The sequence below is a fragment of the Streptomyces sp. NPDC042346 genome, assembly GCF_055581845.1.
The window spans coordinates 296311-312439 of the sequence record NZ_JBVJEH010000009.1 but is presented as its reverse complement, the minus strand read 5'-3'; the positions used below and the strand labels follow the sequence as shown (position 1 = coordinate 312439).

Sequence of the window (16129 nt, the reverse complement as noted above, 5' to 3'; positions counted from 1 at the left end):
GGGAGCCGCCGACGCCGTGGTATACCAACCTTGGTATACCAGTCCGCCGCGCACATCGCCTCCGAGGAGACTCCGTGACCCCGCCGCCGCCCCGTACCGCGACCGTGTTCCACGACGTACGGCCCTTCGGGGGCCCGGCCCGCGAGCTGATCGCCGTGGACGGCCTGCTCGTGGACGAGGTCCCGCCGGGCGCCGCCGTCGAGCGGGTCGACGGGGGCGGGCGGCTGGCCCTGCCGACCCTGGTCGACGCGCACATCCACCCCGACAAGACGTCCTGGGGCGAGCCCTGGCACAGCAGGCGCCCGGCCCACGGCATCGCCGAGTACGTCGCCGGGGACGTGGAGCTCGCCCGCGCGCTCCCCGCCCCGGTGGCCGAGCGGGCGCTGCGCCTGATGTCCCACGCGGCGGCCCGGGGCACCCGGGCGATGCGCGCCCACGCGGACGTCGCCCCGGCCTACGGTCTCTCCGGGATCGAGGGGGTCGCCGAGGCGGCCCGGAGGCTGGCCGGGATCGTCGACGTGGAACTGGTCGCCTTCCCGCAGCACGGCGTGGTCCGTACCCCGGGGGTGGCCGAGCTGCTCGCGGAGGCCGCCGCGAGCGGTCTCGTCAGCCACATCGGCGGCATCGACCCGGCCGGCTTCGACGCGGAGGGGGACGGGGAGGGCGACCAGCTCGGCACGGTCTTCGCGCTCGCCGAGCGGCACGGCCTCGGGCTCGACATCCACCTCCACGACCGGGGCGAGCAGGGCCTCGCCCCGCTGCGGGACATCGCCGCCCGCACCCGCGCCCTCGGCCTCCAGGGCCGGGTGAGCGTCGCGCACGCCTTCGCGGTCGCCGGCCTGACCGCGAAGGAGCTGGACGAGACGGCGGACCTGCTCGCCGGGGCCGGGATCTCCCTCACCACGGTCGCCCTGTCGGTGACGACGATCCTGCCGTTCCGGCGGCTCGCCGAGCGCGGGGTACGGGTCGGGCTCGGCTCGGACGGGGTCCGGGACAGCTGGAGCCCGTTCGGCAACGCGGACATGCTGCACCGGGCCTGGCTCGCCGCCTGGGCCCTGGACGCGCGGCTCGACGAGGAACTGGAGGCCTGCTTCCGGCTCGCGGCCGACGGGGGCGCGGAGCTCCTCGGCCTCCCGAAGGCCGACCTGCGCGCGGGCTCCCCCGCCGACTTCATGCTCGTCGACGGGGAGTGCCTCCCGCAGGTGGTGGTCGACCAGCCCGGGCGCGACCTGGTGGTCCGCGCGGGCCGGGTGGTGGCGAGGGACGGGCGCCTGGTCTGAGGTCCGGGGCGCTCTCCGGTCCGAGGTCCGGGGCGCTCCTCCGGTCTGCGAGGATCGGACACCCACCCCCCGCCTGCCCCGTGTTCTCCGGACTGGAGCCCTCCCCATGACGAGCCCCCGCCCCGCCGCCCCACCCGCCGGGGACACCCCCCGGTCCCTGCGGGAGCGGGTCTACGAGGAGCTGCGCGAGCGGATCGTCGAGGCGGAGCTCCCGGCGGGGACGCGGCTCGTGGAGCGGGAGATCGCCGAGGAGCTGCGGGTCTCCCGGGTGCCGGTGCGGGAGGCGATGCAGCGCCTCGAATCGGAGGGCTTCCTCTCGGTGCGGCCGCGCCGGGGCTCGGTGGTGACGGAGTTCGGCCCGGAGGACGCGGAACACCTCTTCGACGTACGGGAGAACCTGGAGGGCCTGGCCGCCCGCCTCGCCGCGCGACAGGCGGGCCCCGAGGAGCTCCGCGCCCTGGAGGAGCTCCTCGCGCGGGCGCGGGCGGCGGCGGAGTCCGGCCGTCTCCGCGAGGCCGTCTCGCTCAACGCCGACTTCCACCGGGCCGTCGTCGGGCTCTCCGGCAATCCGCTCCTGGTGGAGCTGATGGCCCCGCTCGACTCCCGCCTGCGCCGCCTGTTCCGGCTCACCTCCGCCGAGTCGGACGGCGAACCGATGTGCGGCGCCCACGAACGGCTCTACGCGGCGATCCGCGACCGCGACGAGGCCGCCGCGGAATCCCTGGCCCGCGCCCACGTCGCGGCCACCCGCGCCTCGGCCCTGCGCCTGCTGAAGGACCGGCGGGACACCCCCTAGGGGGTGTCTTGCCGATCAAGCCGGGCTCGCGACGCCTGGCACCGCGCCTCGCCGCGTTGTCGTCACTCGCCATGGCTCCGCCATGACTCCCTCCTCCGCCTTGCGATCCACGGCACCAGACGCCGCTCCCTGATCCGGCCTGATCGACAAGACACCCCCTAGCCCAGCTTCCGCAGGGCCGTGCGGACCGCCTCCAGGTCGGCGTCCGAGGCCAGTCCCGCGTGGTAGAGCCGTAGTTCGGTGGCGCCCGCGTCGCGGGCCCGTTCGGCGTCGTGGGTGAGCTGTCCCGGGGCGCCGCCCATGCCGCTGACGACGGACAGGTTGGCGGCGAGGACCGTGTCGGGGCGGGCGTGGGCGGCGAAGGCGGCGACCTTCGGGGGCCGGGCGACCACCCCGTCCGCGAGGGCCAGGACGTGGGCCGGGTCCGTGCCGGCGTCGGCGCCGCAGCGGTACGGGTCCGGGTCGGCGTGCAGCAGGACGCGGAAGCCCGGCGGGGCGGCGGCCCGTACGGCGGCCACGGCGGCCTCCTGGAAGGAGCGGGCGGTGCCGGCGCGCCAGGCCAGGGCGGGGGCCTCCAGGTCGCCGAGTCCGCGCGCCGGGCCGGAGCCGGACCAGACGGGTGCGAGGGCGTGGCGGACGGCGGCGGCCAGGGCGTCGGGGTCGGCGCCCCCGTTCCCGTACCCCTCGCGGCAGGAGGGGCAGAAGCAGAGGGACATCAGGAACTGCTCGCGCTCGCCGAGCGGGACTCCGGTGGTCTTGTCGTGGGCGTGCAGATGGGCGAGGCCGTACCAGCCGCAGGACTCCAGTTCGGTGCCGGCCGCGCCCGGGCGGACGGCGGCCTCGGCCGCCAGGTCGACGAGCAGGGCGCGGACGTCGGGGCGGGCGACGCAGGGCGCCCAGGGGTAGCGGTCGCCGTAGGCGTTGACGACGGAGGTCTCGGGGTGTTCGGCGCCGAGCCGGGAGTTGTGGGCGAGGACGACCCAGCTGTGGACGTCGAGGCCGGTGACGGCGAGGGCCTCCGCGGCCCGGCCGTAGGAGTCGCCGGGGGCCCACTCCCCCGCCGGGTACGGGCGGAGCGCGCGGCCGGCCCAGCGGCCTGGGTCCGGCGGGTAGAGCACGGCGGCGTGCTCGGCGGTGACGATCCGGTGGGCCGGGTGGCGGGGGCCGAGCGCCCTGGTGGAGTGGTAGGCGGCGGCGAGGGTGACCTGCGCGAGGCCCAGCTCGGCGAGGAGTCCGGGCGCGGCGGGGTCGCCGTCGACGTCCCAGGGGTAGAGGAAGGCTCCCGCCCGCAGGCGCGTCCCCTCGGTGCTCACGCTCCGGCCTCCTTGAGGAGGGCGCGGCCGCGCTCGACGAGCCGGTCGAGTTCCGCGAGGTGCTCGGGGGCGGGTTCGCTCAGCGGCGGCCGTACTTCTCCGACGTCCAGGCCTCCCCTCCGTACGGCCGCCTTGACGAGCGAGACGGCGTACCCCCGGCCCTGGTCGCGGAGTTCGACGAGCGGCCGGTAGAAGCCGTCGACGAGCAGGTCCACGGTGGCGTCGTCGCCGGTGGCGAGGGCGCGGTGGAAGGCGAGGGCGAGGTCGGGGGCGAAGCAGAAGACGGCGGAGGAGTAGAGGGTGACGCCGATGCCCCGGTAGGCGGCGCAGGTGAGTTCGGCGGTCGGCAGGCCGTTGAAGTAGAGCAGGTCGAGGCCCTCGGCGCGGACGGCGCTGACGATGCGCTGCATGAGGCCGAGGTCGCCGAGGCCGTCCTTGAGGCCGATGACGCCGTCGGTGCGGGCGAGGGCGACGGCGGTCTCGGGGGTGAGGATCGCGTTGTCCCGCTGGTAGACGATCACGTCGAGCGAGGTGGCGGCGGCGAGTTCGGTGTAGTGCCGGAGCAGACCCGCCTGGTCGGCCACGACGAGGTACGGGGGCATGGCGAGGAGCCCGTCGGCGCCGGCCTCCTCGGCGAGCCGCGCGTACTGGATCGCGAGCGCGGTGCCGTAGCCGGTTCCCGCGACGACGGGGACGCGGCCGGCGGTCTCCTCGACGGCGGCGGCGACGCAGACCCGGAACTCCTCCGGGGTGAGGGCGTGGAACTCGCCCGTGCCGCAGCAGGCGAACACGGCCGCGGCGCCCGCGTCGACGCCGGCGCGGACGTGGGCGCGGAAGGCGTCGAGGTCGAGGGAGCCGTCCGGCCCGAAGGCGGTGACGGGGAAGAACAGCAGGCCGTCGAGCCGGCCGGCGAGCGGGGCAGTGGTCACGGGCGCTCCCAGGGAAGTCCGTCGTGCACAGTTCTGACTGTCATCCATATGCTTGAACACCAACGTTCCGCACGCTAGAACAGCGTCGAAGCGCCGGTCAAGGCGAAAGCACGCCCTATCGCACCCTCTTGACGCCCCGTCGGCCCGCTCCCTAGCGTGTCCACGGTTGTGAACGGCACTCAGCTCCACGGGACCCGACTCCACGACATCCGGCCCCTGGCACTCGACGGAGGAGAACCACTCCATGTCCGCACCCCGCACCGTCCTCCTCACCGGCGCCGCCGGCGGCGTCGGCACGCTGATGCGGGAGCTGCTGCCCCCGTACGGCTACGAGCTCCGCCTCCTGGACGTCGCCCCCGTGCGGGGCGAGCCGGACGCGATCGTCGCCGACCTCGCGGACCGCGCGGCGCTGCGCGAGGCGGTCCGGGGCGTCGACGCGATCGTGCACCTGGCGGGGATCTCCCTGGAGGCCGACTTCGAGAAGATCATGGCCGCCAACATCGCCGGGACGTACCACCTCTACGAGGCCGCCCGCGAGGAGGGCGTCCGGCGCGTCGTCCTCGCCTCCAGCAACCACGCCGTCGGCTTCACCCCGCGCCCGCGCGACGGCGAACCGCTCGTCCCGGTCGGCACCCCGCACCGCCCCGACACCTTCTACGGCCTCTCCAAGTGCTTCGGCGAGGACCTGGCCCAGCTCTACTGGGACCTGCACGGCATCGAGACGGTCTCCGTACGCATCGGCTCCTGCTTCCCCGAGCCCACCTCGGTGCGGATGCTCTCGATGTGGCTCAGCCCCGCGGACTGCGCCCGCCTCCTGCACGCCTCGCTCACCGCCGCGCCCGTGGGCCACACCGTGGTGTACGGCTCCTCCGCCAACACCCGCCTGTGGTGGGACCTCTCCACGGCCCGGGCGCTCGGCTTCGACCCGCAGGACGACTCGGAGGCCTACGCGGAGAAACTGATCGCCGAGCAGGGCCTCCCCGAGGAGGGCAGCGCCGACGACCTCTACCTGGGCGGCCACTTCTGCGTGAACCCGCCCCGCTGGCCGCACTGATCCGGTAGACCTGAACCGCCGGACCCGGGGTTGCCCCGGAACGGAACGGAACGGATCGGAACGGAAGGAGGGCCGTCGTGCCCGGCCCCCGCCCCCTCGCCCTGGTGACCGGAGTCGGCCGGACCGTCGGCATCGGCGCGGGCATCGCCCACCGCCTCGCGGAGTCCGGCTGGGACCTCGCCCTCACCTACTGGACCCCCTACGACCTGCGCATGCCCTGGGGCGTCGAAGCGAAGGCCGTGGAGGCGATCACCGGGGACCTCGCCGACCGGGGCGCGACGGCCCTCGCCGTCGAGGCCGACCTCGCCGACCCCGAGGCCCCCGCGCGCGTCTTCGACGCCGCCGAGGAGGGACTCGGGCGCCCGGTCACCGCCCTGGTCATGTGCCACTGCGAGTCCGTCGACTCCGGACTGCTCGACACGACGGTGGAGAGCTTCGACCGCCACTTCGCCGTCAACGCCCGCGCCTCGTGGCTGCTGATCCGGGAGTACGGCCGGCGCTTCGCCGGCCCCCACGGCGCCGGCCGGATCGTCGCCCTGACCAGCGACCACACCGTGGGGAACCTTCCCTACGGGGCCAGCAAGGGCGCCCTGGACCGCATCACCCTGGCCGCCGCTCGCGAGCTCGCCCACCTCGGAGTCACCGCCAACGTCGTCAACCCGGGCCCGGTGGACACCGGCTGGATGACGGAGGGACTGCGGGAGGAGATGGTCCGGCAGACACCGCTCGGGCGCCTCGGCACCCCGCGGGACACCGCGCACCTGGTGGACTTCCTCTGCTCGCCCGAGGGGCAGTGGATCAACGGCCAGCTGCTGATGAGCAACGGCGGTCTGGCCTGAGCAGGGGGTACACAGGACCCGGCCGGACTTAATACGGGGGAGCCGGCCGGGGCCCGGGTCACGGCGCGCGCTGGCAGACCGGACATGTCCACGTTAAGTGCCGACGAAGATCATCGCGAGCCGCGGAACGCGGCCTCTGTCCGGATTGCGCGGCCCGCTCGGCCGATCCGCCCCTCAGCCGGACGCGCGCAGGGTACGGGACGGGGACTCGCCGTACTTCTCCCGGTAGCGAGCGGCGAACCGGCCCTGGTGGGCGAAGCCCCAGCGCCAGGCCACCTCGCTCACCGTCACCTCGTCCGGCGCGGCCGCCCGCAGCTCCTCGCGGACCCGGTCGAGGCGGACCTCCCGTACGTACGCCATCGGTGACATCCCCACGTACTCCCGGAACGACTCCTGGAGGCGGCGCACGCTCACCCGGGCCAGGGCGGCGAGCTCGGTGGTCGTGAACGGGTGCTCGGGGCGCTCCCGCACCGCGTCCATCGCGCGCTTGACCGGGGCCGGGCGGCGCGCCTCCCCCGGGTGGGCGAGCGCCTCGCGCCAGGGGTGCTCGGCGGCCAGGAGCAGCCCGTTCAGCAGCGCCTCCTGGAGCGGCCGCGCGACCAGCTCGTGCCGGGCGAGCCCCTCCCCCGCGAGCGCCTCGAAGGCGACCTGGCGGGCGAAGCGGACCCAGCTCAGGCCGGGGCCGCGCGTGATGTCCAGGCGGGGCACGAAGGTGAGCGGGCCGGTCGCCGGGCGGCCGAGCAGCCGTTCCAGGCGGTCGCGCAGCTCCGCCGCGCCGATCTTCACCGAGAGGGTCCGGCAGTCCCCGCTCCAGCGGTCGAGGAAGGTGTCCCCTGCCGGGTCGAGCAGCAGCGCCTCCGTGGCCGTCGCGACGACCGGCGGGCGGCTGCCCTGGCGCATCTCCATCGTCCCGCTGAGCGGCGCGTTCAGGTGGTACGCGCCGAGCTCCCCGAAGCTCATCCGCACGTCGGCCCCGCAGCTCAGGTCGCCGATGACCAGCGGCCCGAGCGAGACGGTGTCGAACCGCGCCGCGAAGGGCCGCCGCTCCCGGTCGACGACGTCCATCCGGTTCGCGTAGTAGCGCGCGTCGAGCTCCTCGCGCGCCTCGTCGACGTCCCCCGTGCGGAACGAACTCCCACCCACTGCACCCATGGGCCGAAAGAGTATGCAAAAGAATATTCGTATGACGGATCGGACCGGGAACGGCAGGATGCCCGCCATGCCGAGACCCCAGGGATTCACCTACGAGCGCCGCCGCGACGGCTCCGTCGTCCTCACCCACCACGGGCGTGCCGCGGGCGTGCTGCGCGGCGGGCGGGCCGAGAAGTTCCTCGCGGAGGTGGAGTCGGGGGACGCCCAGCTGGTCATGGCCCGGTGGACGGGCGCGTACCGCTTCGGCAACGAACGGCAGGCCAGGAGCCATCCGCGTAACCAGGGTGGCCGAACCGGGCGCGGGTAAGGGAACGGCAAAGCCGTCCGGATCGTTACCCCTGGCATGACCGCTATGACCCCCGGCTCGAACATCCCTCTCACCGCCGCGCGCGTGGCGGTGGACGTCGCCGCCCCGGTGCGGCTCGACGTCTCGGGCCTGCTGCTCGGCGCCAACGGCAAGGTGCGCTCGGACGACGACTTCATCTTCTACAACCAGCCCGCCGGGCCCGGTGTGACCTACCGCTCCGGCGGCGGCACCGCGCCCGATGCGATCGTGGTGGACACGGGCGCGCTCCCGGCCGGCATCGAGAGGATCGTCGTCACGGCGAGCCCCGACGCCCCGGGCCAGACCTTCCAGGGCATCGAGCCCACGGCCACCGTGCGCAACGCGGACGACGGCAGCGTCCTCGCCACGTTCACACCGCCGCAGCTCGCCACCGAAACCGCCCTGGTCGTCGTCGAGATCTACCTGCGCAACGGCGCGTGGAAGGCCCGCGCCGTGGGCCAGGGATACGCGAACGGGCTGGCCGGCATCGCGACGGACTTCGGCGTCTCCGTGGACGACGCGCCCGCCGCCGCCCCGGCCCCGACGCCGGTCGCTCCGACGCCGGTCGCCCCGGCGCCCGTCGCCGCGGCCCCCGTCGCCCCGCCGGTCCCGCCCGCGCCGCCCACGCCGCCCGCCGGCACCCCGCTGGACCCGCGGATCGCGGCCTCGGCGCCCCCGGCACCGGCCGCTCCCCCGGCCGCCGCCCCCGTCTCCACCGGCAAGATCAACCTCGACAAGGGCCGGGTCAGCCTCCAGAAGAACCAGACGGTGTCCCTGGTCAAGGGCGGCCGGCCGCTGCTCTCCCAGGTCAAGATGGGCCTCGGCTGGGAGCCCGCCTACCGCGGCAAGGACATCGACCTGGACGCCTCCGTCATCGCGTACGGGCCGCAGCGCAACCACCTGGACAGCTGCTACTTCGGCAAGCTGTCGATCCTCAACGGCTCGATCAAGCACTCCGGCGACAACCTCACGGGCGAGGGCGCGGGCGACGACGAGGTGATCGTCGTCGACCTCGGCCGGCTGCCCGCCGACGCCACCGGCCTCGTCTTCACGGTCAACTCCTTCTCCGGCCAGAAGTTCACCGAGGTCGCCAAGGCCTACTGCCGGCTGATGGACGCCGCGACCGGCGAGGAGCTGGTCCGCTTCGACCTCACCACCGCCGAGCCGCAGACCGGCGTGATGATGGCCAAGCTGATCAAGCAGTTCACCGGCGAGTGGGAGATGACGGCGATGGGCGAGTTCGTGAAGTCGAAGACGGTCCGGGGCATGGTGAAGCCGGCCGCCCAGTCGCTCTGAGCGGCAGGCCCCGCCGCCCCTACGAGAACAGGGCGCTGTAACCGTTGAGGGCGGGCTGGCCGCCGAGGTGGGCGTAGAGAACGGTCGACTCCCGGCCGATCTCTCCCCGGTCCACCAGGTCGACCAGGCCCGCCATCGACTTCCCCTCGTACACGGGGTCGGTGATCATGCCCTCGGTGCGGGCGGCGAGCCGCATCGCTTCGAGGGTGGCCTCGTCCGGGATGCCGTACACCCCGCCGTGGTAGCGGTCGTCCAGCTCGACGTCGGCCGCCGTCACCTCGCGCTCGACACCGATGAGGGCGGCGGTGTCCCGGGCGATCCGGGTGATCTGCTCGTGCGTCGGGCCGGGCTTCGCCGAGGCGTCGACGCCGACGATCCGGCGGGCCCGTCCGCCCTCCTCGGCGAGCGCGGCGAAGCCGGCGACCATCCCGGCCTGGGTGGAGCCGGTCACCGAGCAGACGACCACCGTGTCGAAGAAGACGCCGAGCTCGCGCTCCTGCTCGGCCACCTCGTACGCCCAGTTCGCGAAGCCGAGACCGCCGAGCGGGTGGTCGGAGGCGCCCGCCGGAATCGCGTACGGCTTCCCGCCGCCCTCCTCGACCTCCCGCAGGGCCTGTTCCCAGCTCTCCTTGAAGCCGATGCCGAAGCCCGCCCGCACGAGGCGCACGTCGGCGCCGGCGAGGCGGCTGATGAGGATGTTGCCGACCTTGTCGTAGACGGGGTCCGGCCAGTCGACCCAGCTCTCCTGCACGAGCACGCAGCGCAGCCCGGCGCGGGCGGCGACGGCGGCGACCTGGCGGGTGTGGTTGGACTGGACCCCGCCGATGGAGACGAGGGTGTCGCAGCCCTGCGCGAGGGCGTCGGCGACCAGGTACTCCAGCTTGCGGGTCTTGTTCCCGCCGTACGCGACACCGGAGTTGCAGTCCTCGCGCTTGGCCCAGAGCGTGGCGCCGCCGAGGTGGTGGGTGAGCCGTTCGAGGGGGTGGACCGGGGAGGGTCCGAAGAGGAGCGGGTAGCGTGCGAAATCGGTGATCGGCAAGACGGCTCCCGGTGGGTGAGGCTGTTAGAGGGTGTCCTGAGGAACCTGGGGAGCCTGAGGGGCCCGCGGGGCCTGAGGTGACTGAGGGGCCTGAGGGGCCGGGATGCCGGTGACCTCGGCCACCTCGACGGCCTCGTCCGCGAGCTGTTCGAGCGCCGCCCAGATCTCGGTGGTGATCCGGACCGCCGCCTCCGCGTCCCCGCTCGCACAGGCGTCGATCAGCCGGGCGTGCAGCTCGGCCGATCCGCAGCTGCCGGAGTCGCCGAAGAGCCGCCGCTCGACGCGGCGGATGAGTGGGGTGTAGCGCGCGATGGTGGCGGCGATCGCGTGGTTGCCGCTGGCGACGACGAGGACCTGGTGGAGCTCGTCGTCGGCGCGGAGGGCGGCCTCGACGTCGGAGGCGCGGACGGCCGCCGCGAAGCGCTCGTTGGCCTCGCGCATGGCCCGGACGCCCTCGGGGCCGAGCAGCGGTACGCCGGTGCGGGCGGCGAGTTCGTGCATCACGCGCACGACGGAGGCGGCGTCGCGGACGACCCGGCTGACCGGGCGGGTGACCCGGGTGTAGCTCTGCGGCTTGGTCTCGACGAGGCCCTCGTCGCAGAGCCGGGCCAGGGCCTCGCGCACGGGTGCGCGGGAGAGCCCGAGGCGGTCGGCGAGGTCGGCGTCCTTCAGGGAGGCGCCGGCGGCGAGGTCGCCGCGCACGATGGCCTCGCGCAGTGCCTCGTAAGCCCGGTCGCGCAGAAGGGTCCGGCCCACGGGCCGCAGTGCGTCCATGGGCTGACATGTTAGATGTCAGCCCATGGACCTGACCAGGGGTCAGAGGGGTTCAGCGGCGGGGCTGGCGGCGCCAGGGGCCGGTGATCGCGACCATGATGCCCGGAGTCTGGATGTTGGCGAACAGCGTGCCGCCGTCGGGCGAGAAGCAGACCCCGGTGAACTCGCCGTCGTTGAGCTCGTTCCGGGCGATCGGGTACGTCCGGCCGGAGTCGGTGGCGCCGAAGAGGTGCTGCACGCCCCGGCCGTCCTCGGCGATGACGATCCCGCCGTACGGGGAGACGGTGATGTTGTCGGGGCCGTCGTAGACGCCGTCCTCACCGGGCGCCGGGTTCACGCCGAGCAGCACCTTCAGGGTGAGGGTGCGGCGCCGGGGGTCGTAGAACCAGACCTGGCCGTCGTGCGAGGGGCCGGGGCTCCACTCCTCGCGCGCGAAGGAGGAGACGACGTACGCACCGCCGTCGGCCCACCACATGCCCTCCAGCTTGCAGCCGCGGGTGACCTGGCCGGGGCCGAACTGCCGGCGGACGGCGACGGTGCGGGCGTCGCGGTCGGGGACGTCGACCCAGTCCACACCGTAGACCGTGCCGATGCGGGTGGCCTGGGACAGGTCCTCGACGAAACGGCCCCCGGAGTCCGTGCACTTGAAGGCCTGGAGCACACCGGCGTCGTCGGCGAGCGTACGGAGCTGTCCGCGCCCGTGCTCGAAGCCCTTCGGCGGCACCCAGCGGAAGAACAGGCCGAAGGGCAGCGCGGCGTCCTCGGTGAGGTAGGCGTGGCCGCGCTTGGGGTCGATGACGACGGCCTCGTGGTCGTAGCGGCCGAAGGCCTTGATCGGCTTGGGGTCGAGGTTGGCGCGCCGGTCGTGCGGGTCGACCTCGAAGACGTAGCCGTGGTCCTTGGTCATGCCGTTGACGCCCGCGAGGTCGGAGTTCTCCTCGCCGGTCAGCCACGTGCCCCAGGCGGTGCTGCCGCCCGCGCAGTTGGTGGAGGTGCCGGCGAGTCCGACCCACTCGGCGACGGTGCCGTCCCGGTGCACCTCGACGACGGTGCAGCCGCCGGGGGCGGTCGGGTCGTAGACGAGGCCCTCGGTGAGCGGGACGGGGTGGGGCCAGTTCGCGCGGGGGCCGTAGAGCTCGTGGTTGTTGACCAGGTACGTGGTGCCGCGCGGGCCGGCGAAGGCCGCGGTGCCGTCGTGGTTGTTCGGCGTGAACTCGCCGCTCTCCAGGCGCGTGACACCGCTGTGCGTGACGACGCGGTACGAGAACCCGGCGGGCAGGGCGAGGATCCCCTCGGGGTCGGCGACGAGCGGCCCGTAGCCGAGCACGTGCCCGTGTGCGTGCCCGTGTCCCTCGCCGTGCCCCGCTCCGTACACCTCCGGCTCGTCGGAGGCCAGCGCCTCGGGCGCCGTGGCGAGAGCGCCGACGACGCCGGTGAGGACGAGCCCCGCACCGGCGACGGCGGACTGCTTCGTGAACTCCCTGCGGTGGAGAGGCATGGTGTACGGGTCTCCCTGTGACGGCCGGATCTCGCGGGGCCACCCTCCCGTGCCCCCGCGAACACGAGCTAAACACCGCGGGAACGCCCGCCGGGCGCCACACGAGCGAGAACCAGCCGAGGGAGATCACCGGATCCGGGCCAACGGACCCACCGGGCCACCGGCCCACCGGCTCCACCCGGCCACCAGGTCACCGGGTCACCGGGTCACCGGGCCACCCGGCCACCCGGCCACCCGGCCAGCGAGCTCAGGAACCCGACCGCGAGCGGGCCTTGAAGGCCGACTTGCGGGCCTCCTTCGCCGCCGTCTTGTCGCGGTGCAGCCGGCCCATCGCCTCCAGGACCTCGGCCGTCGCCGGGTGTTCCACCCGCCAGGCCGCCTCGAAGAAGCCGCTGTGCCGGCCCGTGAGCCCCTCGATCAGCTCCTGGAGCTCCTCCAGGTCGCCGTCCGAGTCGAGCTGCGCCGCGATCGTGTCGATCGCCAGCCAGAAGATCATCGTCTCCGAGGGCGCGGGCACGTCCGCCGCGCCTCGCTCCGCGAGCCAGACCCGCGCCAGGCCGCCGAGCTCCGCGTCGTCCAGGACCTCCCGGACCGCGGGCTCCGCCTCCGCGCCCACGAGCGAGAGCGCCTGCTGGCAGTGGAGGCGGCGGAGCGGCGAGCCCGCGTCCGCGCCCCGGGCCGCGTGCAGCAGCTCCCGCGCCGCGGTCACCACGTCGCGGCCGGAGAGCCACGCGGTGGTCTCGGCGCGCGCGGCGGCCTCCGGGTAGCCGGCGATCCCGCCGAGGAGCGCGTCGGCGCCCTTGTCGGCGAGGTCGCCCACGGCGGGCGCGTCGACACCGGCGTCGAGCATCCGGGCCCGGACGCCGTAGAGCCCGAGCGTGGTGAGCCGGACCATGCCGTACCGCGAGACGTCCTCGTCGTCGACCGGCGCGGCGGGCTCCTCACCCTCCTCGGCCATCAGGGCCTCGTCGACGGGCTGGTACTCGACGAGCCCGATCGCCTCCAGGAGGCGGAACTGCTCGTCGAGCCGCATCATCGCGTCCGAGACCTGCTCCAGCACGTCGTCGGTCGGTTCGCCCATGTCGTCGGGGACGACCATCGACGCGGCGAGCGCGGGCAGCGGTACGGGCCCGTCGCCGGGTCCGCCCTCGCTGACGGTCAGCAGGTAGAGGTTGCCGAGCACGCCCTCCAGGAACTCGCCCTCCATCTCGGGGTCCCAGTCCAGCGACTCCAGGTCGATCTCGCCGTCCTCGCCGACGAGGGTCTCCAGGTCGTCGAGGACGGGCACGACGGCGTCCGCGAAGACGGCGTCGAAGCCGTCCAGCCAGATCGCGAGGACGTCCTGCGGCGAACCGCCGGTGATCAGCGCCAGGTTCTCGCCGGGCCCCGCCCCGCCAGGAGTCTCGTCGTCCGCGCCGTCCTCGACGGTCACGAGGCCGGTGTCGACGGCGAGCCGCCAGGCGTCGGCCGCCAGGATCTCGGCCTCCTCGACGGCCTCCTCGAAGGCCTCGGTGTCCGCGAAGGAGCCGCCGCCGGCCCCGTCCGTGCCGTCGGCGTCGACGGTGAGGCCCAGGACCTCGACGGCGTCCGGGAGTTGCGCGTCGACGAGCTCGCCGCCCGCGCCGACCCGCGTCTCGGGCCCGGCCCAGCGGGCGAGCCGCACGGCGCGGGCGAGGAGGGGCGCGGCCAGGGCGTCCCGCGCCAGCTCCGCGTCCGCGGGAAGCCGAACGGGGGGAAGGGTGGGCTGCTCCGCTGACATGTGGGGTGTCTCCTCGACGCGTACGGGTGGGACGGGGGTGGGGGACTGCGGGGAAAGAGCGGTACTCAGCGTAGACGCATCCGGGAGGGCGTCCGCCGGTTCACGGATCCGTCAGCCTTCGTACACCCGTCGACTCTTGACAAGTTCCCCACTCTCACAAGAGATTGACGCGCGTAGATTCATCTGCCGTTCCTCCAAGCACCCTCCGGAGCCCTGATGCCTTCCTCCATACCGAGATACGCCTCCATCTCGGCCGTCGTCGCCGCCGCTCTCGCCGCCGGCCTCCTCGCCGGTTCGGCGAGCGCCGCCACCGAGGACAGCGCCGCCGGCGTCCGCATCCACGACATCCAGGGCACCACCCGCGTCTCCCCCCTCGTGGGCAAGCAGGTCACCGGTGTCACGGGCATCGTCACGGGCGTCCGCACGTACGGCTCGCGCGGCTTCTGGATCCAGGACCCCGAGGCCGACGCCGACCCGGCCACCAGCGAGGGCCTGTTCGTCTTCACCAGCTCGGTCCCGACCGTCGCCGTCGGCGACGCGGTCAGCCTGAACGGCACGGTCACCGAGTACGTCCCGGGCGGCCTGACCTCCGGCAACCAGTCGCTGACGCAGCTCTCCAAGCCGGTCGTCACGGTGGTCTCGCAGGGCAACCCGGTCCCGGCCCCGGTGACGATCTCCGCTTGGTCCGTCCCCGACGCGTACGCCCCGAAGGGCGACCCGGCCGCCGCCGGCTCGATCAACGGTCTGCCGCTGGACCCGGAGACGTACGCCCTGGACTACTACGAGTCCCTGGAGGGCACCAACGTCCGGATCGGCTCCTCGCGGGTGGTCGGCGCCACCGACCCGTACGCGGAGCTGTGGGTGACGGTGAAGCCGTTCGAGAACCGCAACTGGCGCGGCGGCACGGTCTACGGCTCGTACGAGTCCCAGAACACCGGCCGGCTCCAGATCCAGTCGCTGACCCCGCTCGCCCAGCAGCCCTTCCCGAAGGCGAACGTGGGCGACCGGCTGACGGGCACGACCGAGGGCCCGCTCGACTTCAACCAGTTCGGCGGCTACACGCTGACCGCGCGGACCCTCGGCACGGTCGAGGACCGCGGCCTGGAGCGCGAGACCACGGACAAGCAGCACAAGAACGAGCTGGCCGTGGCGACGTACAACGTCGAGAACCTCGACCCGAGCGACCCGCAGGAGAAGTTCGACGCCCTCGCGAAGGCGGTCGTCGACAACCTCGCGTCGCCCGACATCCTCGCCCTGGAGGAGATCCAGGACAACAACGGCGCCAAGAACGACGGTACGGTCGCCGCCGACCAGACGGTCAAGAAGTTCACGGACGCGATCGTCGCGGCCGGCGGCCCCGCGTACGAGTGGCGCTCCGTCGACCCGCAGAACAACAAGGACGGCGGCGAGCCCGGCGGCAACATCCGCCAGGTCTTCCTCTTCAACCCCGCGCGGGTCTCCTTCACGGACCGCGCGGGCGGCGACGCCGTCACCGGCACCGCCGTGACGGGCGAGAAGGGCCGCGCCGCGCTGACCCTCTCCCCCGGCCGCATCGACCCGGCGAACACCGCCTGGGAGAGCAGCCGGAAGCCGCTCGCGGGCGAGTTCGTCTTCCGTGGCCGCACGGTCTTCGTGATCGCCAACCACTTCGGTTCGAAGGGCGGGGACGAGTCCATCGTCTCGCACCACCAGCCGCCGAACCGTTCCTCCGAGGCGAAGCGACTGCTCCAGGCGCAGGCCGTCAACGCCTTCGTGAAGGACATCGTCGCCCTGGAGAAGCAGGCGGACGTCCTCGTCGTCGGCGACATCAACGACTTCGAGTTCTCCGGCACGACGCAGGCGCTGACGGACGGCGGCGCGCTGTACCCGGCCGTGAAGTCGCTGCCGCGCTCCGAGCGGTACTCGTACGTGTACCAGGGCAACAGCCAGGTCCTCGACCAGATCCTGACGAGCCCGGGCGTGCACCACTTCGTGTACGACAGCGTCCACATCAACGCGGAGTTCGCCGACCAGGACAGCGACCACGACCCGCAGGTCGTCCGCTTCCGCCCGTAGTCACCCGGGGCGGCCCGGGG

At 73.8% G+C, this 16129-nt stretch carries 14 protein-coding genes; 7 read left to right on the top strand and 7 right to left on the bottom strand.

From position 1 onward, the window contains the following. Positions 1-35: 35 nt before the first annotated feature. Both ACZ6K0_RS31290 and ACZ6K0_RS31285 read left to right on the top strand, forming a co-directional pair. On the top strand, positions 36-1280 hold the full coding sequence (locus ACZ6K0_RS31290; RefSeq protein WP_469228812.1) for an amidohydrolase: 1245 nt from the start codon (positions 36-38) through the stop codon (positions 1278-1280). 106 nt (positions 1281-1386) lie between these two features. Further along, positions 1387-2076: a GntR family transcriptional regulator gene (locus tag ACZ6K0_RS31285; protein ID WP_469228123.1), complete on the top strand. Its 690-nt coding sequence runs from the start codon at positions 1387-1389 to the stop codon at positions 2074-2076. Positions 2077-2234: 158 nt separating this feature from the next. Here ACZ6K0_RS31285 and ACZ6K0_RS31280 read toward each other — a convergent pair whose 3' ends face one another. Together ACZ6K0_RS31280 and ACZ6K0_RS31275 are read right to left on the bottom strand one after the other, a co-directional pair. Then, on the bottom strand, positions 2235-3368 hold the full coding sequence (locus tag ACZ6K0_RS31280; RefSeq protein WP_469228814.1) for a hypothetical protein: 1134 nt from the start codon (positions 3366-3368) through the stop codon (positions 2235-2237). Between the two features lie 17 nt (positions 3369-3385). Continuing rightward, a complete protein-coding gene (locus tag ACZ6K0_RS31275; protein ID WP_376394880.1) occupies positions 3386-4318 on the bottom strand; it encodes a 5-dehydro-4-deoxyglucarate dehydratase in 933 nt (310 codons plus the stop codon). 244 nt (positions 4319-4562) lie between these two features. Between ACZ6K0_RS31275 and ACZ6K0_RS31270 the strand changes: the two genes are divergently transcribed. Beyond that, positions 4563-5372, top strand: coding sequence for an NAD-dependent epimerase/dehydratase family protein (locus ACZ6K0_RS31270; protein WP_376394883.1), 810 nt, complete (start codon positions 4563-4565; stop codon positions 5370-5372). Positions 5373-5449: 77 nt separating this feature from the next. Next, positions 5450-6211 carry an SDR family oxidoreductase gene (locus tag ACZ6K0_RS31265; protein WP_469228125.1) on the top strand — a complete coding sequence of 254 codons (762 nt, stop codon included), beginning with the start codon at positions 5450-5452 and terminating at the stop codon, positions 6209-6211. 174 nt (positions 6212-6385) lie between these two features. Here ACZ6K0_RS31265 and ACZ6K0_RS31260 read toward each other — a convergent pair whose 3' ends face one another. Next, positions 6386-7363 (bottom strand): AraC family transcriptional regulator, encoded by a 978-nt coding sequence (locus ACZ6K0_RS31260; RefSeq protein WP_469228127.1) that lies wholly within the window; start codon positions 7361-7363, stop codon positions 6386-6388. Positions 7364-7430: 67 nt separating this feature from the next. Here ACZ6K0_RS31260 and ACZ6K0_RS31255 point away from each other — a divergent pair, with 67 nt between their 5' ends. Both ACZ6K0_RS31255 and ACZ6K0_RS31250 read left to right on the top strand, forming a co-directional pair. Next, entirely contained in the window at positions 7431-7670 is a 240-nt protein-coding gene (locus ACZ6K0_RS31255) for a hypothetical protein (RefSeq protein ID WP_376394892.1), read from the top strand. 36 nt (positions 7671-7706) lie between these two features. After that, the gene (locus ACZ6K0_RS31250; protein WP_376394895.1) at positions 7707-8984 is read left to right on the top strand and encodes a TerD family protein; all 1278 of its coding nucleotides are present in this window, start codon (positions 7707-7709) and stop codon (positions 8982-8984) included. A 19-nt stretch (positions 8985-9003) separates the two neighbouring features. On the opposite strand, the gene ACZ6K0_RS31245 is transcribed toward ACZ6K0_RS31250, so the two are convergent. The 4 genes from ACZ6K0_RS31245 to ACZ6K0_RS31230 all read right to left on the bottom strand — a co-directional run bounded on the left by ACZ6K0_RS31245 (position 9004) and on the right by ACZ6K0_RS31230 (position 14054). Beyond that, positions 9004-10023, bottom strand: coding sequence for a 1-aminocyclopropane-1-carboxylate deaminase (locus ACZ6K0_RS31245; RefSeq protein ID WP_376394898.1), 1020 nt, complete (start codon positions 10021-10023; stop codon positions 9004-9006). A gap of 24 nt (positions 10024-10047) precedes the next feature. Next, positions 10048-10797, bottom strand: a complete 750-nt coding sequence (locus tag ACZ6K0_RS31240) for a GntR family transcriptional regulator (RefSeq protein ID WP_376394901.1) — start codon at positions 10795-10797, stop codon at positions 10048-10050. A 52-nt stretch (positions 10798-10849) separates the two neighbouring features. Next, on the bottom strand, positions 10850-12295 hold the full coding sequence (locus ACZ6K0_RS31235) for an alkaline phosphatase PhoX (protein WP_469228131.1): 1446 nt from the start codon (positions 12293-12295) through the stop codon (positions 10850-10852). A 247-nt stretch (positions 12296-12542) separates the two neighbouring features. Continuing rightward, positions 12543-14054, bottom strand: coding sequence for a hypothetical protein (locus ACZ6K0_RS31230; protein WP_469228133.1), 1512 nt, complete (start codon positions 14052-14054; stop codon positions 12543-12545). A 216-nt stretch (positions 14055-14270) separates the two neighbouring features. On the opposite strand from ACZ6K0_RS31230, the gene ACZ6K0_RS31225 reads away from it, so the two are divergent. Next, positions 14271-16109, top strand: a complete 1839-nt coding sequence (locus ACZ6K0_RS31225) for an endonuclease/exonuclease/phosphatase family protein (protein ID WP_469228135.1) — start codon at positions 14271-14273, stop codon at positions 16107-16109. The last annotated feature ends 20 nt before the right edge of the window (positions 16110-16129 follow it).